The 20,391-nt window shown below is 50.9% G+C and carries 20 protein-coding genes; 8 read left to right on the top strand and 12 right to left on the bottom strand.

Translation table 11 applies throughout. From position 1 onward, the window contains the following. Window positions 1–9: 9 nt before the first annotated feature. Together JQN73_RS04740 and JQN73_RS04735 are read left to right on the top strand one after the other, a co-directional pair. Window positions 10–1,011, top strand: coding sequence for a class 1 fructose-bisphosphatase (locus tag JQN73_RS04740; protein ID WP_205321983.1), 1,002 nt, complete (start codon window positions 10–12; stop codon window positions 1,009–1,011). A gap of 244 nt (window positions 1,012–1,255) precedes the next feature. Beyond that, window positions 1,256–1,996, top strand: a complete 741-nt coding sequence (locus JQN73_RS04735; protein WP_205321982.1) for a transporter — start codon at window positions 1,256–1,258, stop codon at window positions 1,994–1,996. Window positions 1,997–2,081: 85 nt separating this feature from the next. Here JQN73_RS04735 and JQN73_RS04730 read toward each other — a convergent pair whose 3' ends face one another. From JQN73_RS04730 to JQN73_RS04700, 7 genes are all read right to left on the bottom strand, one after another. Beyond that, on the bottom strand, window positions 2,082–3,119 hold the full coding sequence (locus JQN73_RS04730) for a GlxA family transcriptional regulator (protein ID WP_205321981.1): 1,038 nt from the start codon (window positions 3,117–3,119) through the stop codon (window positions 2,082–2,084). 424 nt (window positions 3,120–3,543) lie between these two features. Continuing rightward, window positions 3,544–3,813: a transposase gene (locus tag JQN73_RS04725; RefSeq protein WP_205321980.1), complete on the bottom strand. Its 270-nt coding sequence runs from the start codon at window positions 3,811–3,813 to the stop codon at window positions 3,544–3,546. A 52-nt stretch (window positions 3,814–3,865) separates the two neighbouring features. Beyond that, on the bottom strand, window positions 3,866–4,849 hold the full coding sequence (locus JQN73_RS04720; RefSeq protein WP_205321979.1) for a hypothetical protein: 984 nt from the start codon (window positions 4,847–4,849) through the stop codon (window positions 3,866–3,868). 92 nt (window positions 4,850–4,941) lie between these two features. After that, window positions 4,942–5,844 (bottom strand): hypothetical protein, encoded by a 903-nt coding sequence (locus JQN73_RS04715; RefSeq protein ID WP_205321978.1) that lies wholly within the window; start codon window positions 5,842–5,844, stop codon window positions 4,942–4,944. 753 nt (window positions 5,845–6,597) lie between these two features. Next, on the bottom strand, window positions 6,598–6,849 hold the full coding sequence (locus tag JQN73_RS04710; RefSeq protein ID WP_205321977.1) for a GlsB/YeaQ/YmgE family stress response membrane protein: 252 nt from the start codon (window positions 6,847–6,849) through the stop codon (window positions 6,598–6,600). Window positions 6,850–7,131: 282 nt separating this feature from the next. Further along, window positions 7,132–7,332, bottom strand: a complete 201-nt coding sequence (locus tag JQN73_RS04705; protein ID WP_205321976.1) for a hypothetical protein — start codon at window positions 7,330–7,332, stop codon at window positions 7,132–7,134. Window positions 7,333–7,594: 262 nt separating this feature from the next. Next, window positions 7,595–9,685, bottom strand: coding sequence for a 3-hydroxyacyl-CoA dehydrogenase NAD-binding domain-containing protein (locus tag JQN73_RS04700; RefSeq protein WP_205321975.1), 2,091 nt, complete (start codon window positions 9,683–9,685; stop codon window positions 7,595–7,597). Here JQN73_RS04700 and JQN73_RS04695 point away from each other — a divergent pair. Then, the gene (locus JQN73_RS04695; protein ID WP_205321974.1) at window positions 9,684–9,899 is read left to right on the top strand and encodes a hypothetical protein; all 216 of its coding nucleotides are present in this window, start codon (window positions 9,684–9,686) and stop codon (window positions 9,897–9,899) included. The genes JQN73_RS04700 and JQN73_RS04695 overlap by 2 nt on opposite strands. A gap of 338 nt (window positions 9,900–10,237) precedes the next feature. Next, window positions 10,238–11,590, top strand: coding sequence for a glycerol-3-phosphate transporter (gene glpT / locus JQN73_RS04690; RefSeq protein ID WP_205321973.1), 1,353 nt, complete (start codon window positions 10,238–10,240; stop codon window positions 11,588–11,590). A gap of 127 nt (window positions 11,591–11,717) precedes the next feature. Here glpT and JQN73_RS04685 read toward each other — a convergent pair whose 3' ends face one another. The 5 genes from JQN73_RS04685 to adh all read right to left on the bottom strand — a co-directional run bounded on the left by JQN73_RS04685 (window position 11,718) and on the right by adh (window position 16,884). Further along, window positions 11,718–12,242 (bottom strand): DUF2127 domain-containing protein, encoded by a 525-nt coding sequence (locus JQN73_RS04685; RefSeq protein ID WP_205321972.1) that lies wholly within the window; start codon window positions 12,240–12,242, stop codon window positions 11,718–11,720. Between the two features lie 74 nt (window positions 12,243–12,316). After that, window positions 12,317–13,168 carry an ethanolamine ammonia-lyase subunit EutC gene (eutC, locus tag JQN73_RS04680; protein WP_205321971.1) on the bottom strand — a complete coding sequence of 284 codons (852 nt, stop codon included), beginning with the start codon at window positions 13,166–13,168 and terminating at the stop codon, window positions 12,317–12,319. A 100-nt stretch (window positions 13,169–13,268) separates the two neighbouring features. Then, a complete protein-coding gene (locus tag JQN73_RS04675; RefSeq protein WP_205321970.1) occupies window positions 13,269–14,678 on the bottom strand; it encodes an ethanolamine ammonia-lyase subunit EutB in 1,410 nt (469 codons plus the stop codon). A 162-nt stretch (window positions 14,679–14,840) separates the two neighbouring features. Beyond that, window positions 14,841–15,239 (bottom strand): DUF779 domain-containing protein, encoded by a 399-nt coding sequence (locus JQN73_RS04670; RefSeq protein ID WP_205321969.1) that lies wholly within the window; start codon window positions 15,237–15,239, stop codon window positions 14,841–14,843. A gap of 124 nt (window positions 15,240–15,363) precedes the next feature. Then, window positions 15,364–16,884: an aldehyde dehydrogenase gene (gene adh / locus JQN73_RS04665; RefSeq protein ID WP_205321968.1), complete on the bottom strand. Its 1,521-nt coding sequence runs from the start codon at window positions 16,882–16,884 to the stop codon at window positions 15,364–15,366. Window positions 16,885–17,444: 560 nt separating this feature from the next. On the opposite strand from adh, the gene JQN73_RS04660 reads away from it, so the two are divergent. The 4 genes from JQN73_RS04660 to JQN73_RS04645 all read left to right on the top strand — a co-directional run bounded on the left by JQN73_RS04660 (window position 17,445) and on the right by JQN73_RS04645 (window position 20,343). After that, on the top strand, window positions 17,445–17,588 hold the full coding sequence (locus JQN73_RS04660; RefSeq protein WP_205321967.1) for a hypothetical protein: 144 nt from the start codon (window positions 17,445–17,447) through the stop codon (window positions 17,586–17,588). Then, on the top strand, window positions 17,585–18,340 hold the full coding sequence (locus tag JQN73_RS04655) for a metal ABC transporter ATP-binding protein (RefSeq protein WP_205321966.1): 756 nt from the start codon (window positions 17,585–17,587) through the stop codon (window positions 18,338–18,340). The genes JQN73_RS04660 and JQN73_RS04655 overlap by 4 nt, the downstream gene beginning before the upstream one ends. Further along, window positions 18,337–19,242, top strand: coding sequence for a metal ABC transporter permease (locus JQN73_RS04650; protein ID WP_205321965.1), 906 nt, complete (start codon window positions 18,337–18,339; stop codon window positions 19,240–19,242). The genes JQN73_RS04655 and JQN73_RS04650 overlap by 4 nt, the downstream gene beginning before the upstream one ends. 162 nt (window positions 19,243–19,404) lie before the next feature. Beyond that, window positions 19,405–20,343, top strand: coding sequence for a metal ABC transporter substrate-binding protein (locus JQN73_RS04645; RefSeq protein WP_205321964.1), 939 nt, complete (start codon window positions 19,405–19,407; stop codon window positions 20,341–20,343). The last annotated feature ends 48 nt before the right edge of the window (window positions 20,344–20,391 follow it).

Raw genomic sequence — 20,391 nt, 5'->3', positions numbered from 1 at the left:
AAAACGCATATGAAACGTGTCAGCCTCACACAACATCTTATTGAACAGCAGCGTTTGCACAATAGTGTTCCTTCGGAATTACGTTTGCTGATCGAAGTTGTCGGTCGTGCGTGTAAAACCATCAGCCACGCAGTTGGCAAGGGCGCTTTGGGCGAAGTGCTGGGAAGTGCTGAAAGTGAAAATGTTCAGGGTGAAGTCCAAAAGAAACTGGATATTATTTCAAATGAAATTTTATTAGAGGCTAACGAGTGGGGTGGTCATTTGGCGGCAATGGCATCGGAAGAAATGGAAACCATCCATCCGATCCCGAATCGCTACCCGCAAGGCGAGTATCTGTTGTTGTTTGACCCGCTAGATGGGTCGAGTAATATCGACGTCAATGTCTCGATCGGGACCATCTTTTCAGTCCTGAAAGCGCCGGATGGCATGAAAGCGCCCACTGAGCAGGACTTTTTGCAGTCAGGTCGCCAACAGGTCGCCGCTGGCTATGCAGTTTACGGCCCGCAAACCATGCTGGTGCTGACTACCGGAAATGGCGTGCATTGCTTTACCCTGGATCGCGAAATGGGCGCATGGGTATTGACGCAGCGCGATATTCAGATTCCGGAAGAGACAAAAGAATTTGCTATTAATGCTTCAAACACCCGGCATTGGTACCCGCCGGTGACACGCTATGTCAATGAAATGCTCGAAGGCACTGCTGGACCATTAAAGAAAGATTTCAACATGCGATGGGTTGCGTCCATGGTGGCCGACGTGCATCGAATTCTCAACCGGGGCGGTATTTTTATGTATCCGGCGGATTCGCGTGATACCACGATGCCGGGAAAACTGCGATTGATGTACGAAGCAAATCCAATGGCAATGCTGGTAGAGCAAGCAGGCGGTGCGGCGACGGATGGCAAGCAGGCCATTCTGGATATCACACCCCAAAAATTGCATCAGCGTGTTCCCGTATTTTTGGGATCGAAAACAGAAGTAGACCGTGTAACCGGTTACCACAGCGAGTAATCTTTTAAAGACAGAGTGCCGTGCATAAATGCGATAGTGCATTTGTGCACGTGAACTGTGTAGGCAGTAGCCAAGTGCATTTTCCGATAGCTAGCGTAGTTCCCTAAACAGATTGTCGGAATAGGGCGACGAAATGTCGGCAAGTCACGATGAGGAAATTATTTGTCCGTAGACTAGTCAAAATAATCAAAAGCTAATTTGATCTCCTCTCTTACATCCGCGTGACGCTCAGCGAAGACCTTTGATGTTTTTAAAAAAAATACACGTATTAAGCGCCCCTGCGCTAATGATGTTCTTGCAATCGGCTTTTGCAGTCCATCCGCTTGTCTCGGATGACACCAACACCCAAGATATCGGTAATCAACAATTGGAAGTGAATACGGATTGGCTTAAAAAGCAGGGCGTTTTCAGCCATGTTGCTGACGTGACTTATACCTACGGCTTGCTGGCCAATGTTGATTTGATGAGCGATCTTCCCTCAACGTTGTCATCGCCGCGTGGTGTGAACGATGGATCGTTCGGGATCAAATGGCGTTTTTACGAGCATGGCCCGATCAGTTTCGCCGTAAAGCCGGTATTGGTTCTCGCCTCGGGAAATCAAAACAGAGGCTTGGGGACCGGTCGTAATAGCGGAGCGCTGACGTTGATTGGGACGGTGGATATGGCACCATGGGCATTTAGCGGAAACGTCGGGGTTTATGTTAATCGCTATGCATTAGCACCGGATCGTCAAAATAATCGCAGCAATCTTTGGCGGGCATCTGCTTCGGTATCTTATAGCTTGACGCCAAAATTAAGCGCCGTCGCTGACATTGGCATTGCGCGCAATCCCGACGTTACAAGCACCATCAATCCAGCATTTGTGGTGACCGGTCTGATTTACTCTCCGAACAAAGATGTTGATCTCGATACAGGTTTTAAATTTGGTTTGAATAATGCTGAAGTGCGCCATCAGGTTGGTATCGGACTGACGTGGCGCTTCTGACGTCAGCGTCACTAAAATAGCGCAATATCATCATAAAGGGTACGCGCAGTCCGCCCCTATTTTTCTTTGACAAATCGGCCCGTGGTTACGCGGTTTTGCCTTCCGATGGCCGTATCCCACGGCGGTACTCCGTTGGCGATGGCCACATTTGTTTGCGGAAAAGTTTTGCGACATTTGCTCCGCTGAACAAACCACAACGCCGCGCAATTTTATCTACCGGTAAGTCGGTTTCAGACAATTGCTGACGTACTGCTTCTAGCCGTAAATTTGTGAGAAAGTCATGCGGCGTCTGACCGGTTTCGCGTTTGAACTGGCGAACGAAATTGCGCTCACTCATGAAGACGAAATTAGCGGCATCGATGATAGAAATCGGATCACTCAAGTGTTCGACGAACCAGAGAGACGCCTTATGAATTTTGCTATTCATACTCGATTCAGCAGGGCGGGCAGGGTTGTTGACCGGCGACGTATCTCGGCGTCTTTGGCAAACAACCAAATTTTGTGCCACACGTTGTGCCACTGCAGGTCCCAAATCGTTTTCAAGCAGACGTAACGCAAGATCTGTCGCCATGCCGACATCGCACGAGGTAAAAATGTCTTCGTCATCGACGATTTGCGCTTCGCGGTCTATATTAATCTTGGGAAACTCGCGGGAAAGTTTATCGGCCAACGCCCAATGTGTGGTGGCACGGCGATTATTCAAAAAACCCGCCGCCCCGAGAACAAATACACCGGTGCAGATGGCGGCAATCCGACGCACCTGGGTGCGCTTCTTTTGTAGCCAGTCAATGAGCATCGGATCGCGATAAGCCTCAAAATTACCGGTTCCGCTGGCAATCAGAAGCGTATCAAAATGATGGTCATTGAACTGCGTTATCGGTGCCGTCAGAATCTGAACAGCGGCTGAAGACGTAACCATTCCGCCCGAAATCGACATGATAGATACCTGATATCTGGTGGTACCAGGAAACGCGGTTGAAATGAGTTTATCTCCGATCCCGAATACATCGGCTGCTCCCACTACATCTGCCAGTATTACGCCATCGAAAACCATGATACCAATATGCTTGACTGCGGAATTATCGTCCGTCGCCCCGACTGAATTTAAGCCCCCAATAGTCATGAAGCTTTCTCCCTACGGCAAGTTTTAGTATTGTTTTTTAGGAACTAATAGTTGTTAATTTAATATCTTAATGCTCCTATAGTTTAGGATACTATTCTTGATCTAAATCAAAAAAACTTAAGAATTATGAAAAATAGATGTAAAAAAGACAATAATTTTCTTGCTCTTGGGTATACCGATGAGTTGGTTTTTTAAAAAGTTTCCGTTTGGAATCTAGGTATGTTCGCAGCGAGGAAAGACTTAATGCAATTCTTCTCGATTTTCCCAATTGCGCTTGGTTGTATGCTGCAAAATTAAAATTTTATAGCCATATTCCGAACGCATTATCGAATCTGGTGATGGTTTTTTGGGGGGGCCAAAATCCCTGTCACCAGCGCTGAGTCCGAATTGACATGGACGTGAGATTAGTGGCATCAATGAGGCATCAATGACTAAGGTTGTTTTCTAACGCATCTTCAAGGCGTGAATTTTCAAGGGTGAGCTCAGCTACAATTTGTTTTAGTTTGGCGTTCTCTTCTTCCAAACATTTCAGACGCTGGGGATGATCCTGTAAGCCACCGTATTGCTTTTTCCAACTTTGAAAAGTGCGCTCGGTTATTCCGGCCTGTCGAATTACGTCGGCTACCGGCATTCCGAGCTCTTCCTGCTTAAGAGCCTCGGCAATTCGATCGCGGGAAAGTGGCGTGCGCTTCATGGCATGTCCTTCGCCTTCTATGAGTTCACTCACAGCTATGATTAGACTGTGATTAGTTCGGAGCAGCTTCAGCTTGTAGCGGTGCTAGTCCGAGGCGGCGGCGAACGTAGGGATCACGATACTCGGTGCTGTCGGGATCACTTACGCTACTTGCTGTAACAGCACCAGGCTCACTCACAGCAGCAACAACCGGTGTGGCTGGTGCAACCGGTGCAACCGCTGCTGCAGGGGCAATCACAGGGGCAGGGACATCATTGCGCGCAACTTGCACTTGTACCTGAGCAGTATTTGCCGCTGCGACCGCTGGTCTTACCATTCCTGGGCAATCGTGACCAGTCGCCTCGACGGCTTTGCGATTGGCATCGCTTTGGCATAGGAGTGCCAGAGCGACATCATTGAGACCCATTGCGCGAAATTCACGCGAGTCCAGGCGGCGCACGCAAGCCTGGTCTACCATGGTGGAAGCTGCGGTGGCGCCAAATCCGGTCAGTGATAAACCGAATGAAACTGATCCCATGCACGTGTCGGACAAGGTCGTGGTCAGTGATGGGGCGGTAATCGCAGGTGCACTTTTCACCGTGTAAGTGCCACCGTATTCTACGTTTGCAGTCGTGGCCGCAGGGTCAGTTGCGGTGGGCGTTGCAGCGGCGCCGGTTGTGCCAGTTCCTGTTCCGGAGGTGCCGGAACCTGTCGTTCCAGTCCCGCTTCCAGATGTGCCAGATCCTGATCCGGTACCACCGGTGCCCGAAGCTCTGCCAGGCAAGGTAACCGAAACGCTCACGGTCGATGTGTTTCCGTTTGCAGTAGTGCCAGAAATAGTGTTTGTAGCCGCCCCACCAGTTGCGCTGCCGCCGGTCGCTGCTCCTCCGGTGGCCGAGCCGCCGTTCGCGGAACCACCGGTGCCGCCAGCTCCACCAGTGGCAGATGAGGTTGATGTCGAAGCAGAGGTTGGCGATACTGGGCTGTTCCCGGCTTCCGCAATTACTGGTACTGTAAATATTGAGGCTACCAGAATACCTAAAAGTTTATGTTTCATGGCTGCTCCATTTTTTTTTGTGATTGTTCCAAAGGAGAGGGAAAGTATTCTTTCCCTCTTCCCCTTCCCTTTACGCCTACTACAACATAAAGTTATTTGTTGCCCGAAGCTGCTCCGGCCAATGCGCTACCGCCCTCGCCACCGTCGCCACCAATGGCTGGGCCGCTATGTGCGCTACCGCCAATAGTCAGCGAGAATGCTGAACCAGCGGTATTGGTATTGCCGCCGACTGAGCTATTTGCGCTGCCGGTACCGGAGCTGGCATTACCGCCAGATGCCAACGAATTGCCATTTGCAAGCTGAGAAGAGCCTTTGGTCAAAGTACCAGCGCTGCCGCCTGTAGCGCCGCCACCGTTAGCACCAGCGCCACCGCCGTTACCGGCTTTAGTTGAACCACTTGCAGTGGAGTTTGCCGAGGCTGAAGTAGATCCGCCGCCGCTGCTGCTTTGAGGTTTTGGACCCCAGCCGTTTGATCCACCTGAGCTTCCACCGGAGCCAGAGCCGCTAGCGGTTGCACCTGCGCCGCCAGACATATTGCCAGTTGCGCCGCCACCGGAGCCGCCGTTAGCCGAACCAGGGCCGCCAGTAGCGCTACCTGCATTTGCAGCAGCGCCGTTTGTAGCGCCAGCTGTAGTTGTGCCACCTTGTGAAGTAGCGCCACCGCCGCCAGTGCTATTGTTACCAGTGTTTGCTCTACCGCTGGTGTTAGTCTGGTTTGCAGCGCCAGCTGTCACGGTACCACCAGTGGTAGTGCCACCGGTGACACCGCCGCTAGTAGCACCGCCGCCTGCGCCACCTGCGCCAGCAGTTGCGTTGGCGTTAGAAGAGTTATTGACGGATGTCGATGTCGTTGTCGTTGTGGTTTTTGATCCCATGCTTGGGCTATGACCATGCCCATACGATCCGCCGCCACCTCCACCGCCACCGCCTGCACTGGCGGCACCGGCAACAAGGAACAGCGAAGCGATTGATGCGGCAATTATTTGCTTTTTCATTTTTATATCTCCTGAGTGTAGGGCGTCAATTGGGGAGGGGTCTCGTCTATCTACGCCCATAATTAACAGACAAGATTTCGTAATAAACCCGCATTTCCAAAACTCTGCAGACAAACGAGTTATGCAAAAAAAAATCGTAGTCCCGATATTTCGGACAAAAAAAATTTTTGTACAAATCATCTTCTTTAAAAAAAATATCGCTTCTCCTGCGCCAACCTTTTTTACTCCCTGCCCAAATATGGCTGGTCTTCTGATTCGACCGATCACAAGAGAGATATGCGTTGCGATGTATTGATCATAGGGCCACCCAGAAAAGTGTTTACGACAAAACTTTGTCGACTTAGGACAGCATAGTTGGCTGAATCGGACGCGTTTCCATGTGGCACCGGTGTGGGGAGAGATAGGGATTCACACCCTTGGGCTGGGGCTTATCTATTCATTTTGATGCCAGGAAAAAGGCAGAATTTTTGCAGGGATGGTGGTCGTCAAGCTTGTCAAAATGCGCCAAAGCGTCTGTTTTTTAAGTGACATATGGCGCAGTGCAGCGCACGTCCACTAATTTTCAAAGAGAAAGCCAGCAAATAACTGAGGTGATGAGGGAATAAATAGCGGGCATAAAAAAACGACTCGAACGTTTTAACGTCGGAGTCGTTTTAGAATTTTAGTGTTATCGGAACTGTAGATTTCTCTTTTTAATCCCGCACCCGTTGTTGTAAATAAAGGTCGTTGATCCCAGTATGCGCAGTATGAAAATTATGCGCGTTTCACCAATCGTAAAATTACCAACAATACGATCGCGCCTACCGTCGCCGTGACTATTGATGCGATCATGCCGCCGCTTACCCCGACGCCAAGCAGACTGGCCAGCCAGCCGCCGATAAATGCACCTACGATTCCAACCAGAATGTCGACCAATACACCGAAGCCGCCGCCTTTGACCAAGACACCAGCAAGCCAACCGGCAATCGCCCCAATGATGAGCCAAGCGAGAATTCCATGTTCCATGGTATTTCCTTTCGAAGTGTTAGCGGTGGGTAAAAAAAATATTTAAATGATACAGAGCGATGCCACCTGTAGCTGTCGGTAAAAAATTTTTTAAAAAAGTTGTGAGCTGCCGATGTCGGTGCTTTTGTCTCAACCATTAAATGGATAGTAGCGCCGATCCGCTGTGCGTGGTATTTCTCTTAATGCTATTTCTTCCTGGTTTTACACTTGTTCACAAATCCCATTTGAAACCTACCACATCCACTCGTGATAACAGCGATACCTCAGCTTGTGTGGAGCGGCTTACAAACGATTGTCTATCAGTTGCTGTCCGCGTTTGACTCCTTCCTGACCGACCTCGTCAAGGGAGCCGACGAATGCGCGGTCGTCTTTCCACTCGATACCGTTTTCCAGGTTGACCTTAATCAGCCACCCGGCCGTATCAAGGCGCGTAAAAACGTAAATTTTTTGGCCCTTGTATTCGCGAATAATTGTGACGTCCATGATTTTAAGCATCCGCCATTGATTATGATGAGCATGATAAAGATAGCAATGCTGTCTGAATGTCGGGCGTTGTCACTTTTTTATGTAGGACTACAGGAAGTGTTGGGCGAAACTGATACCGAATAGGGTCTACCGTATAGAACCGCCAGCAACAGCAGACCCAGCAGACCCAGCAGACCCGGCAGACGCAGCAGACCCAGCAGACGCAGCAGACCCAACAACCCTTGCCAGCGGAGGGGGCCTGCTTAGAGCCTGCGGAAGCCTAATTAAAAGTCTTATTTAACGCTGCCAATCGGGTTAATAAAGGAGCGGTATTCCAGGCTTCTCCGTGCGAGCCTTGAGAATACTTGTCGATGGCGATGATGACGTTTTGTAAGCCGACTGTATCGGCATAAAACAAGGGCCCCCCGCGGAACAATGGAAATCCGTAACCCGTCAGGTACACCATATCGATATCTGAAGCGCGTTGTGCGATTCCTTCTTCAAGTAGGTAAGCGGCCTCGTTGACCAGTGCATAGACCAGGCGTTCCACGATTTCCTGATCGCTGATCGTTCGACGGGTGACGCCGATGTCTGCAGAATTTTTTTTGATCAGGTCGTCGACCAATTCGGAAGGATAGGCTGTGCGATCCCCTGTTTTATAGTCATACCATCCGGCACCGCTTTTTTGACCGAAGCGACCCTGCTCGCACAACAGGTCGGCAGTTTTTGAGTAAGTCATTTCGGGGGCCTCAACAGCGCGCCGTTTGCGGATCGCCCAGCCGATGTCGTTACCCGCCAGATCGCTCATGCGAAAAGGCCCCATGGCGTAACCAAACTGCTCGATTGCTTTGTCCACTTGCTCCGGCAGGCAGCCTTCATCGAGCAAGAACCCAGCCTGTCGAATAGTCTGTTCGATCATACGGTTGCCGATAAAACCATCGCAGACGCCGGAGACAACCCCGGTTTTGTTAATTTTTTTCGACAGCGCCATGGTGGTTGCAAGTACATCATTAGCGGTCTTTGCACCGCGCACAACTTCCAACAATTGCATCACGTTTGCCGGACTGAAGAAATGCATGCCGATGACATCTTGCGGTCGTTTGGTGGCCTCTGCAATTTCATTGAGATTCAGCGTCGAAGTATTCGATGCCAAAATCGCGCCCGGTTTCATGACCGCATCAAGCTTTTCAAAGACCGCTTTTTTAACTGCCATTTCTTCGAACACTGCCTCGATCACAATATCCATCTGGCTAATCGCTGCATAATCCATCGTGCCGGTAATGAGCGCGATGCGCTGATCAACTTTTTCTTGCGTTAATTTTCCTTTTTTCAATGTGTTCTCATAATTTTTTTGAATGGTTTCCAGACCTTTGTTTAATGCTTCAGAATTTGTCTCCAATATCGTGACAGGAATTCCTGCGTTAGCAAAGTTCATGGCGATCCCACCGCCCATGGTTCCCGCCCCAACCACTGCGGCACACGTAATTGGCCGACGGTTGGTCTCTGCAGGCAGGTCCGCGATTTTTCCTGCTGCACGTTCGCCAAAAAACGCATGGCGCATCGCTTTGGACGTGGTTGTTTGTAGCAGCGCCATAAACAGATCGCGCTCGTACTGCAGGCCATCATCGAAGGGCCTGGTGACAGCTGCCTCGATAGCATCGATACATTTCAACGGCGCTGGATAATGCGCCGAAGCGCCTTGTACCGCCGCCCGGGCGGACTGAAAAAAAGTCTCGTAATCAGGGTATTCAACGTTAAGATCGCGGACTTTCGGTAACGGTCGCGCAGCGGCGACCTTATTTGCGAATGCAAGAATCGCTGACAGCCATTCACCGTCTGGGCCGGGTTTGATCAACGTATTGAATAGGGCGGTCGCCGATAATTTTTCTGCACTCACCGGATTGCCCGTGACGATCATGTCGACTGCCAGCTTCAGGCCCACCACACGCGGTAACCGCTGCGTACCACCTGCGCCCGGTAACAAACCCAGCTTCACTTCCGGCAAAGCTATTTTTGTGGTTGGCGTCGCGATCCGATAGTGACATGCGAGTGATAGTTCCAGGCCGCCGCCCATGCAGACCGAGTGGATCGCTGCGATGACCGGTTTGTTGGCGTTCTCCACGACGCTGATCAATGTGTGTAATGACGGTTCAGCCAAGGCTTTGGGGGAATTGAATTCCTTAATATCGGCACCGCCAGAAAAAGCGTTCCCCGCACCCGTGATGACAATGGCCTTGACTGCGGCATCGCTCAGCGCTCGCTGTATGCCTTCGGCGATAGCCGTACGGGTTACCAGACCCAGACCATTGACGGGGGGATTGTTAATGGTGATAAGGGCAATTGCTCCGTGGCATTGGTATTCAGCAGTCATGTCTCTTCCTTTATTAGAAGTTGGTTTAATTGTTTCGAAGCGAAAATTGATTGAAAGCACGCATATTGGAATTGAAGCTATGAATCACATCGACAGCTTCCTCGATCGCAATAACCGCAATAACGGCAATAACCGCGATCAAGCGCAGGGTCGCGCGCTAGCAGGCGCGCCCCACCCAACCCTCACCCTTCCTCTGCGAATTCATGATGGATGATACATAGATCGGACCATACGTTAGTACATGAATATCACTGAACTGGCGATGGGTACGGTATTACGCCGATGGGCCTAAAGGAATGTTCGAAATCGAACATTTCAGGCCCATAACCTGGCATAAAATGGTATATTTCCACACAGAAACTGTTCCCATGTGAACATTTTGCCTACATCGTTTCCCTGGTCGATATATATAAACGGTTAAGTTGTCGCTAAAGACTGTCATTCGGCTGTCATTCCGGTATGGATGGCCGCGTCTTTTCGCTCGGACTTTACCTTTTGACGACCCGGTCGGGGATGCGTGCAGGATCCTACTGTATCGGAGACAACCCAATAATGTTCAATATTTTTCGCCCAGCGTTACATCAAGCCTTATTACCGACAGAAAAAATCGACCCCACTTACCGTCGCCTGCGATGGCAGATTTTCATGGGGATATTTTTTGGTTACGCCGGTTACTACCTGGTACGTAAAAATTTCTCGCTCGCGATGCCCGCATTGATTGATCAAGGTTTTAGCCGTGGACAATTAGGATTTGCGATGTCAGGTGTCGCCATCGCCTACGGTTTGTCGAAATTTCTGATGGGGATGGTCTCGGATCGCTCCAATCCCAGATATTTTTTACCATTTGGTTTACTGGTGTCGGCCGCCGTCATGTTCCTGATGGGGTTTAGTCATTGGGCAACCTCTAGCGTGACTATCATGTTCTCTCTGTTGTTCATTAACGGCTGGGTTCAGGGAATGGGCTGGCCGCCAGCCGGCCGCACGATGGTCCATTGGTGGTCACAGAAGGAACGCGGGAGCGTTGTTTCAGTGTGGAACGTTGCCCACAACGTCGGCGGTGGAATGATCGGGCCGTTATTCATTCTCGGCATGGGTTGGTTCAATGACTGGCGTTCGGCTTTTTATGTGCCTGCGGCAGTAGCGGTGGCGGTGGCTATCTTCGCATTTTTTATGATGCGCGACACTCCACAGTCTTGCGGATTGCCACCGGTAGAAGAATACAAAAATGACTATCCGGAGGGCTACGACAAGTCTCACGAAGAAGAATTAACAACCAGGGAAATTCTGTTTCGCTACGTGCTAAATAACAAGCTGTTGTGGTACATCGCTCTCGCCAACGTCTTTGTTTATTTACTGCGATATGGCGTGCTGGATTGGGCGCCCACTTATTTGCGCGAGGTCAAACACTTCAGCATCGATAAATCTTCCTGGGCCTATTTTATGTATGAATGGGCGGGCATTCCCGGGACCTTGCTGTGCGGCTGGATGTCGGACAAAATATTTAAAGGCAATCGTGCCTTGACCGGTATCGTCTTTATGGTTCTGGTCACGCTCGCCACATTGGTATATTGGCTCAATCCTGCTGGCAATCCCGCTGTCGATATTGCAGCATTATGCGCCATTGGCTTTTTGATTTATGGCCCGGTCATGTTGATCGGTTTATATGCGTTGGAACTGGCACCGAAGAAAGCGGCGGGAACTGCGGCTGGCTTCACGGGTTTATTCGGTTATCTCGGCGGTTCAGTCGCAGCCAGTGCGCTGTTAGGTTCCACGGTAGATCACTGGGGCTGGGATGGCGGCTTCATCTTATTGGTAGGATCATGCATTTTATCTGTGGTGTTTTTCGTCATGGCATGGTTTGGCTCCCGACCACAACGTCATCACGCCACCGATATTTCAACTTAAGCTTTGGCCCCTTTCGGATCCCCATAAGTTATACCGAATCGTTATAGCGAATCGTTATAGGGAATCAAGGAATCGCAAGCACGCCTAAACGTGCGTTGAAGCCATGCGCTGAAGCCATTAATTAGCTTTAGCGCGGTTTGCTTTCTACACGCCGTTTTCGCTGTATCTGCAATACCAGATAAGCCACCACAAAGACGTTACCCGCCAGCACGGCAGCGTTCGTCAAAGTCGGGTGCAACATCAGGTGGCGAATTTCGATGGGGATATAGATTGCACCCGATATAGCACCCAGCCATGCCGCCCATGCGCGGTTGTGCCAAAGGCCATAACTTTCCGTGAATCGCAGGGAAATATAGGCCAGTCCAATCAACGCGACGTTGCGACGGTTTTCGTCACTCAATACATCAGCGTAATGAAGAAAAATCGAAGGATAGCGCGCCGCCGGGTCCATGCCGAAGTGCCCGATCAGCTCTATCGCGAGGTGTCGTATGTCATGATGTAACAGGCTTAATAAGCCAAGGGTTGCGGCGAGTGCTGCGACTCCCTTGACGCCCTCAAAAGTCGCAATTGCCCTTAGGGCTGTACGCGATTTTTCTGTCCTTTGGATAGACCGGTTGGTGATAACGTCTTTTGTCGGAGGTGGTGTTTGCATACAACGATTATGCACGAAGCTGGGCTTGCGTATTTAACGATAAAAATCGGTAGCTTTATAAATCCACCAGCCCGTCACCTCTTCGCTAATAAAAAGTTTCTTTGTTCCAATCTCGAAGTGCAATCCACTGCCGTTTCATCTTTTAGTCTTACCCCGGATAATGATCGTTTAAATGTTTCTGACAGTAAATAATGTAACTTGTACGCAGCGTCTGGATAAGGCAAGCCTGCAGGCCGAATATTCGAGATGCAATTTCGACTATCGTCGGTCAGGCCGACACGTGGCCCCCATGTCAGATAAAGGCCCATGCTGTCGGGCGAACTGAGACCGGGACGTTCGCCGACGAGGACCACGACGACTTTTGCGCCTAATAATTCGCCGATCTCATCTCCAATAGCAACTCGTCCCTGACGCACAATCGTGAATGGGGCGATTGACCAGTTTTCGACTTTCAGCTGTTCCAAAAGTGCCTTCAGAAAGGGCGCTGCATTCTGTTCGATCGCCAAGGCAGAAAGCCCGTCCGCAATAACAAATGCGATGTCATAAAGACGCTGACTGAGGTCAGTTTCAGTTGCCGGATGACCTCTCTGTAACGGTGTTAATGCCTCCAACGACTGGCGCGAAGCAGGTGAAAGTCTTCGACCAAAATCTGGTCGCTGCAGATAAATATTCCGGGTTTCCGCAGCGCTTGATAAACTCATACAAGACGACAATGGGATTGATTCACGCAATGTCTTCGTTAGTGCTTCGGCATCCAGCGACTGGTGCACGGCGTCACGCGCCCTGGCATGCGCAAGTTGAAAGTCCAACTGCACGCCAGTCGGTAGACTGACCCCCGTACGCCCCAGCGCAATCCTTGCGCTCGTGAAGCGGCGTAAGTCTTGCCATGGGTTGACAATTACTGCTGGTTCGGTTGCCTTGGTCATTGCGTTCCGATCTTATGCCGCTGTTGATGCCAATGTTACCGCTAACCTTAATGCGTAAGTGATTGACTGGGATTGCGACTGAGCGCCGGCCAGTATTGGTTTACGGTAGTCGTAACAATGCCTGTCGAAAAACCGAGGGCATGGCCTCATTCAGCATTAAGGGATCACCAGAAAATAGTTGGATGTCTCGTAGCCATGTTTCGAATTCAGGAGCAGCATGCAGACCCAGTAAGCGTCGGACGTATAACGCATCGTGAAATGAGGTGGTTTGATAGTTCAGCATAATATCGTCCGATCCCGGCACGCCCATGATGAAATTGCAGCCGGCCGTGCCGAGCAACGTCAGCAATACATCCATGTCATTTTGATCGGCTTCGGCATGGTTGGTGTAGCAGACATCGCAACCCATCGGCAAGCCTAGCAGTTTGGCGCAAAAGTGATCTTCCATACCGGCACGAATTATTTGCTTACCGTCATAAAGATATTCGGGGCCGATAAAACCAACCACGGAATTTACCAGCAACGGCTTGAATTTTCGGGCCACGGCGTATGCACGCGCTTCGCAGGTTTGCTGATCCATGCCATGATGGGCGTCGGCAGATAGCGCGCTTCCTTGCCCGGTCTCAAAATACATCACATTGTTGCCGACGGTGCCGCGTCTTAACGACAGTGCCGCCTGGTGGGCCTCGTCCAGCAGGTTTAAATTGATCCCGAAGCTTTGATTGGCGGCTTCGGTTCCTGCAATCGACTGAAATACCAAGTCCACAGGAGCGCCACGATTAATGGCTTCCAGGGTGTTGGTTACATGAGTTAGAACACAGGATTGTGCAGGTATGTTGTATTGCTGAATAATCTGATCCAGCATGGAGACCAATTTGATGACCTGGTTGACGTTATCGGTCGCGGGATTGATCCCGATGACTGCGTCCCCGCTGCCATACATCAGCCCATCCAGAATGCTCGCGGCAATGCCGGTGGCGTCGTCGGTTGGATGATTCGGCTGGAGCCTTGTCGACAGACAGTTGGCGAGTCCCAGGGTATTGCGGAATCGGCTCACCACGCGGCATTTCTTTGCCACCAGGATCAGATCCTGAATGCGCATAATTTTTGAAACTGCGGCTGCCATTTCCGGCGTGATGCCGGGCGCGGTAGCGGTGAGTACCAAAGCATCCACTGCATCGCTCAAAAGCCAGTTACGGAAGTCGCCCACCGTCAGATGGCGGATGGCGGTAAAAGCGTTTGCGTCGTGGTCATCGATAATTAAACGGCTGATTTCGTCCGTTTCATAAGGAATCGGCAGTGCGCTGAGAAAGGTTGTTAGTGGGAGTGCAGCCAGCGTCATTTGCGCTGCAATCCGCTCTTCGTCACTGGTCGCCGCCACGCCAGCCAGATAATCGCCTGAGCGCGCTGGAGTCGCTTTTGCCATAAGGTCTTTCAAGTCACGGAACTGGAAGGTCTTAATTCCTACCGTGTGGCTGAATTGGGCAAGCGAATGGTGCGAATGGCTCATATATGGCCCTTTTATAAGACGAAACAGCGCTATAAACCTGACCCGGATTTTTGAGCGTTGCTTTTAAACTCGACGCTTGTTTCAAGCATCAAGCAGACATTTCGGACTGTCTCTGCTCTCGACACTGAAGCCACCGATTGGAATTGCCGTAGTCGCATGCCGTCAGGAGATTGTCTGCTTTCCCAGCAATTGGGGGAGCTTCGCCAGCGTATCGCACTCCTCGTCGCTGAACAATCGAGAACGCGTCAGAAAGCGGCGGCCTGATCCATTTTCCAAGGAAAACATGCCGCCGTTGCCATTGACCACATCAATGATTAATTGGGTATGTTTCCAGTATTCGAATTGGTCGGAACCAATATAAAACGGTTCCCCGTCCAACGCGCCTAAATAAACATCCGCATCGCCGATTTGAAAATCTTCCCTGGCAAAACACATGGGCGCGCTACCATCGCAACAGCCTCCGGATTGAAAAAACATCAGCGGGCCGTGTCTTTTGCGCAGCGTTTGTAGCAATTCGAGCATGGCCTCAGTGGCGATGACGCGTTCTGGAATAGGTAACATGGAGCAACCTTCCGTTAGAAATAGAACTGACTGTTGTGCTGCAAGAGTTTGCGGAGGTCATGAATTTAAGCTCTGCACCACCGAATGGCGGTGCAGAGTGCGCATCCCAAACTATTCAACAGCCTTAGAAAAAGCCAAGAGCGTTAGGGCTGTAGCTCACCAGCAGATTCTTGGTCTGTTGATAGTGATCCAACATCATCTTGTGGTTTTCGCGGCCGATACCGGATTGTTTGTAACCGCCAAACGCTGCATGCGCGGGGTAGAGGTGATAACAATTGGTCCAGACCCGGCCCGCTTGAATTTCCCGACCCATCCGAAACGCCCGCGAACCGTCGCGAGTCCATAATCCGGCACCCAGACCGTACAAGGTGTCATTCGCGATTTCCAGCGCTTCTTCCTCATCCTTGAAGGTTGTCACGGACAACACCGGTCCAAAAATTTCTTCCTGGAAGATGCGCATTTTGTTATTACCTTCGAACACGGTCGGTTCCATGTAATAGCCCGCGTCCAGATCGCCGCCGTGCTGCGTGCGAGCGCCGCCGGTGAGTAACTTTGCACCTTCTTGCTTGCCGATATCGATGTAGGACAGAATTTTTTCGAGTTGCTCCTGTGATGCCTGCGCGCCGATCATCGTGCTCATTTCAAGCGGATTACCTTGCTTGATGGCTTTGACGCGTTTTATAGCGCGCTCCATGAAGCGATCGTAGATTGACTCTTGGATCAACGCGCGGGAAGGGCAGGTGCACACCTCGCCTTGATTCAGCGCGAACATGGCGAAGCCTTCCAGGCATTTATCAAAGAACGCATCGTCCTGATCCATGACATCGGAAAAGAAGATGTTAGGTGATTTTCCGCCCAGCTCCAAAGTGACCGGAATGATGTTTTGCGAGGCGTATTGCATGATCAGCCGACCAGTGGTGGTCTCACCGGTGAACGCAATCTTGGCAATCCGCTTACTGGAGGCCAACGGTTTGCCAGCTTCCAGGCCAAAACCTTGAATAATATTGAGTACGCCCGGTGGCAGCAGATCTTGCACCAGTTCAATCCAGACCATGATCGATGCCGGGGTCTGCTCGGCTGGCTTCAATACGACGCAGTTGCCGGCAGCTAATGCCGGGGCCATTTTCCACACCGCCATCAATATCGGGAAATTCCACGGAATGATTTGGCCGACCACGCCTAAAGGCTCATGAAAGTGATAAGCATAAGTTTCTGCATCAATGGTGGCGACAGACCCTTCCTGCGCGCGGATGCAACCTGCAAAATAGCGGAAGTGATCGATAGCCAACGGAATGTCGGCCAAAGTGGTTTCGCGCAAAGGCTTGCCGTTATCGATGGTTTCGGCAATCGCCAGCAATTCCAGATTTGCTTCCATCCGATCAGCGATTTTGAGCAGAATATTGGCGCGATCGGCAGGCGAGGTACGACCCCAGGCACGCTTGGCTGCGTGGGCGGCATCTAACGCCAGATCAACGTCTTCCGCACTGGAGCGGGCTACTTCGCAAAAAGCCCGGCCCAGGACAGGGCTGATATTCTCAAAATACTCGCCCTTGACTGGCGGCACAAATTTTCCACCGATAAAATTATCGTAACGTTGCTTGAAGGGGTTTTTAATGCCTAGTTTGGTGATGTCTGCTAGATTCATGTCGTCCTCCGAAAGGGGTTTTAGTTAATTGATTACCAAGTTGGCAATAAGCCAAGGTGCAACAGCCACTCCCATTATTTGCAAAGGTCGTGCCACGCATTGTCCTGACGTCATTTGTGGCTAAAGATTAACGCGACAATCGGCTAAAGACCCGCTTGGGCATTGAGTCTTGAGCGTTCGTTGTTGGAACAATTTCGGTGCTTGAGGAGAGGTTGATTACAAGCACAAAATGTCTGCTGCTTTATTTTGGAACACTCTTGCAGTCGCGGTGTTCCGATTTTGAACTGTTTATCGGATCAATCAAGAAAATCTCACGAGTCCTTATTCTTTAGTAACGGCAGTAAGAACTATGGCGCACTCAGCCCGAGAAGTTGGCATTAGGTAACGAAATTGCCGGCATGCAATGATGAAAAATCACCAAATGCAACTCGGTTGCACTATAATCGGCACGCTGCAACTAAGTTGCAAAACAAAAGAGTACAAAGAATTAAAAATACAGCGGATTTAGCCTTAGAAGGCGCTGATCATGTCTAAACAATTGTTGTGAATGTAAAGCTGGTATGACGATCAATTCTACCCCCATTATGAAAAAGCGCAGCAGCATGCTGGCGCGGTCTGCCTGGTTTCGGCTCATGCTGGTCCTTCCTGTTTGCGTTTTATTTTGGGTCGGCGTCTGGTGGGCGCTGGCAGGAGCAACAGGATGAAGCCTGCTAACGCGCCTGCGGTGTCACTGCACAATGTGACAGTCGCATATCGTCAACATCCCGCTTTGCATCACATTAGCGGACGCTTTGAAGCGGGTTCGTTGACGGCCATTATTGGTCCAAACGGCGCTGGCAAGAGTACGCTGTTAAAGAGTTTGCTCGGGTTGGTTCGTATCGATAGTGGTCATGTCGATATCAGCATCCCGCGCAAGCGTGTTGCCTATTTACCCCAGCAAGCTGAAATTGATCGCGGGTTTCCTATTTCAGTGATGGACTGCGTGCTGCTGGGATATTGGCAACGTGCCGGATTGTTCGGCGGCATTTCCAGGGCGATGGCAGAAAAGGCCGATGCCGCCTTGCATGCGGTCGGTCTGGATGGATTTGCTGAGCGTTCAATTGGTAGTTTGTCGGCGGGACAGTTTCAGCGTGTATTGTTTGCGCGTATTTTGTTACAGGATGCGGAATTGATTTTGCTGGACGAACCGTTCAATGCCGTCGACGCCAAGACCACCGAAGATTTGCTGGTCATCGTTCAGTCATGGCATGCACAACAGCGCACCGTGATTGCGGTTTTACATGACAACGAACAGGTGCGTCGTTATTTTCCGCAAGCGGTACTCTTAGCGCGGCGTCTGGTGGCTTGGGGAAATACCGCGCATGTACTAACTGACGACCATCTGCGTCTCGCCAAAAATATGCCGGAAGCTCAAGATCCGAATGCACCATTTTGTCACCCGGAGCCTGCGGTATGAGTTTTTTCTCCCTGCATTGGTTCACCACTTTTTACCAATTTACATTCGCCCCGTTTCAGGAGTTCGCGTTCATGCGGCGGGCTTTAATCGGCATTTTAGCGCTAGCGCTCAGCAGTGCCCCGCTCGGGGTATTGCTCACTTTGCGTCGCATGAGTCTGTTCGGGGATGCGCTCAGCCATGCGGTTCTGCCCGGCGTCGCAGTCGGCTTTATGTTATTTGGCTTGTCGCTGCCAGCGTTAAGCATCGGTGGCTTTCTGGCAGGCGTGATCGTGGTAGCGATTGCCGCTCTGATTAGTCGTCATACCGATTTAAAGGAAGATGCAAGCCTCGCCTCAATCTATCTGATTGCATTGGCGCTCGGCGTGATGCTGATATCGGTCAACGGCTCAAAACTGGATTTATTACACATCCTTTTTGGCAACGTATTGGGGGTTGATCGCGAAGGCCTGTTTTTGGTCGCGGGCGTGACGACTGTCAGTCTGGTGGTAGGGGCTTTGATGTATCGCGGGTTGGTACTGGAAAGTTTTGATGCCTCGTTTCTGGCGGCTTGCGGTGTAAAAGGAGCACGCGGTGCGTTGTTTCAACAACTGTTTTTGATGTTGGTGGTGCTCAATCTGGTGGCGTCTTTTCAGACCCTCGGCACCTTGATGGCGGTAGGGTTGATGATGCTGCCCGCGGTTTCTGCCCGTCTTTGGCATGACACGCTACCTGCACAATTGCTCAATAGCGCTCTGCAAGCTGCTGTAGCGGGTTATATTGGCCTGTTGTTATCGTATTACACGTCCACGCCCTCAGGCCCAACCATCATTGTTTGTGCCGGTGGCTTATATCTGATCTCGCTGCTGATCGCCCCGCGTGGCTGGCTCGTAAAAATATGGAAGAGGCCGCACCGGCTTGCCTGAGGTGCCATATTAATGCCCGGCAAGCTGTTTTCATCGGTCCGGCCTAACGCGTCGATTGTGGTTGCGGTCGTCAGTTCACAGCGCTTTGGCAAGCACTTATTCGAACTTGTTCGACCCTATACAAACTAATTACGCAGTTTTCCACTTTTCAAGGAGTGTCGCATGGCGCGTTTCAAGCAGGTGTTATCGATAATGATGACTGCGGTCGCATTAATCGCATTAATGATCGTCAGCGGCACTGCAGCAGCGGCCACAAAATTGCCGGTGGTGGTCAGTTTTAGTATATTGAGCGATATCGTCAACAACATCGGCCGTGACCATGTGAGCATATCGACCTTGGTAGGGCCGGATGAAGACGCGCATGTTTACGCGCCGACGCCCAAGGACGTGAGAACGCTATCTCGGGCAAAAGTCGTAGTCATCAATGGTCTTGGCTTCGAAGGCTGGATTGAGCGACTGACCGATGCCGCGAATTACAAAGGCGCGTTGGTGGTTGCCAGCGATGGAATCCAGACCCGTCACCGTCCCGATGGCGGAGACGAAGGCAGCGGAATTAAGCATGCCGCCCATCGCCTCGATCCGCACGCATGGCAGGATCCATCCAATGTCATTGTCTATAGCCGCAACATTGTCGCCGCGCTCAGCAAGGCCGACCCGGCCAACGCTGCGGCGTATAAGAATAACGGTGACGACTACATCGGTGCGTTGGTCGCACTCGATAGTTGGGCACAGGCACAATTCGCGCAAATCCCCGATGCACGCCGTAACGTGATTACCTCACACGATGCTTTCGAGTATTTTGGTGCCCATTTCAAGGTGCGTTTTCTCGCGCCACAAGGGGTTTCCACCGAGAGCGAGCCTAGTGCCAGGGACGTCGCCATGCTGATCCGACAAATTCGACAGGAGCATAGCAAAGCACTTTTTTTTGAAAATATGAGCAATCCGAAACTGTTGCAACAAATTAGCGATGAAGTTGGCGTAAAGCCGGGCGGCAAGTTATACGCGGACGCTTTATCACAGGCGAATGGCAATGCCCCCACCTATTTGCGCATGATGCGTTTTAATGTTGCGCAAATCATGGAGCGCCTTAAACAGGATTAGTAAGAAGAGTATTAAGAGGAATAGGAACAGCAGTAGTTTGTATTGAAC

The sequence above is a fragment of the Glaciimonas sp. PAMC28666 genome, from assembly GCF_016917355.1.
Taxonomy (GTDB): domain Bacteria; phylum Pseudomonadota; class Gammaproteobacteria; order Burkholderiales; family Burkholderiaceae_D; genus Glaciimonas.
This window is presented reverse-complemented; position numbering and strand designations above follow the sequence as displayed.

Coding starts and splice junctions, on each gene's coding strand:
- JQN73_RS04740 (WP_205321983.1), top strand. CDS start 10: ATGAAACGTGTCAGCCTCACACAACATCTTATTGAACAGCAGCGTTTG.
- JQN73_RS04735 (WP_205321982.1), top strand. CDS start 1,256: ATGTTTTTAAAAAAAATACACGTATTAAGCGCCCCTGCGCTAATGATG.
- JQN73_RS04730 (WP_205321981.1), bottom strand. CDS start 3,119: ATGACTATTGGGGGCTTAAATTCAGTCGGGGCGACGGACGATAATTCC.
- JQN73_RS04725 (WP_205321980.1), bottom strand. CDS start 3,813: ATGAAGCGCACGCCACTTTCCCGCGATCGAATTGCCGAGGCTCTTAAG.
- JQN73_RS04720 (WP_205321979.1), bottom strand. CDS start 4,849: ATGAAACATAAACTTTTAGGTATTCTGGTAGCCTCAATATTTACAGTA.
- JQN73_RS04715 (WP_205321978.1), bottom strand. CDS start 5,844: ATGAAAAAGCAAATAATTGCCGCATCAATCGCTTCGCTGTTCCTTGTT.
- JQN73_RS04710 (WP_205321977.1), bottom strand. CDS start 6,849: ATGGAACATGGAATTCTCGCTTGGCTCATCATTGGGGCGATTGCCGGT.
- JQN73_RS04705 (WP_205321976.1), bottom strand. CDS start 7,332: ATGGACGTCACAATTATTCGCGAATACAAGGGCCAAAAAATTTACGTT.
- JQN73_RS04695 (WP_205321974.1), top strand. CDS start 9,684: ATGTCTCTTCCTTTATTAGAAGTTGGTTTAATTGTTTCGAAGCGAAAA.
- JQN73_RS04700 (WP_205321975.1), bottom strand. CDS start 9,685: ATGACTGCTGAATACCAATGCCACGGAGCAATTGCCCTTATCACCATT.
- glpT (WP_205321973.1), top strand. CDS start 10,238: ATGTTCAATATTTTTCGCCCAGCGTTACATCAAGCCTTATTACCGACA.
- JQN73_RS04685 (WP_205321972.1), bottom strand. CDS start 12,242: ATGCAAACACCACCTCCGACAAAAGACGTTATCACCAACCGGTCTATC.
- eutC (WP_205321971.1), bottom strand. CDS start 13,168: ATGACCAAGGCAACCGAACCAGCAGTAATTGTCAACCCATGGCAAGAC.
- JQN73_RS04675 (WP_205321970.1), bottom strand. CDS start 14,678: ATGAGCCATTCGCACCATTCGCTTGCCCAATTCAGCCACACGGTAGGA.
- JQN73_RS04670 (WP_205321969.1), bottom strand. CDS start 15,239: ATGTTACCTATTCCAGAACGCGTCATCGCCACTGAGGCCATGCTCGAA.
- adh (WP_205321968.1), bottom strand. CDS start 16,884: ATGAATCTAGCAGACATCACCAAACTAGGCATTAAAAACCCCTTCAAG.
- JQN73_RS04660 (WP_205321967.1), top strand. CDS start 17,445: ATGACGATCAATTCTACCCCCATTATGAAAAAGCGCAGCAGCATGCTG.
- JQN73_RS04655 (WP_205321966.1), top strand. CDS start 17,585: ATGAAGCCTGCTAACGCGCCTGCGGTGTCACTGCACAATGTGACAGTC.
- JQN73_RS04650 (WP_205321965.1), top strand. CDS start 18,337: ATGAGTTTTTTCTCCCTGCATTGGTTCACCACTTTTTACCAATTTACA.
- JQN73_RS04645 (WP_205321964.1), top strand. CDS start 19,405: ATGGCGCGTTTCAAGCAGGTGTTATCGATAATGATGACTGCGGTCGCA.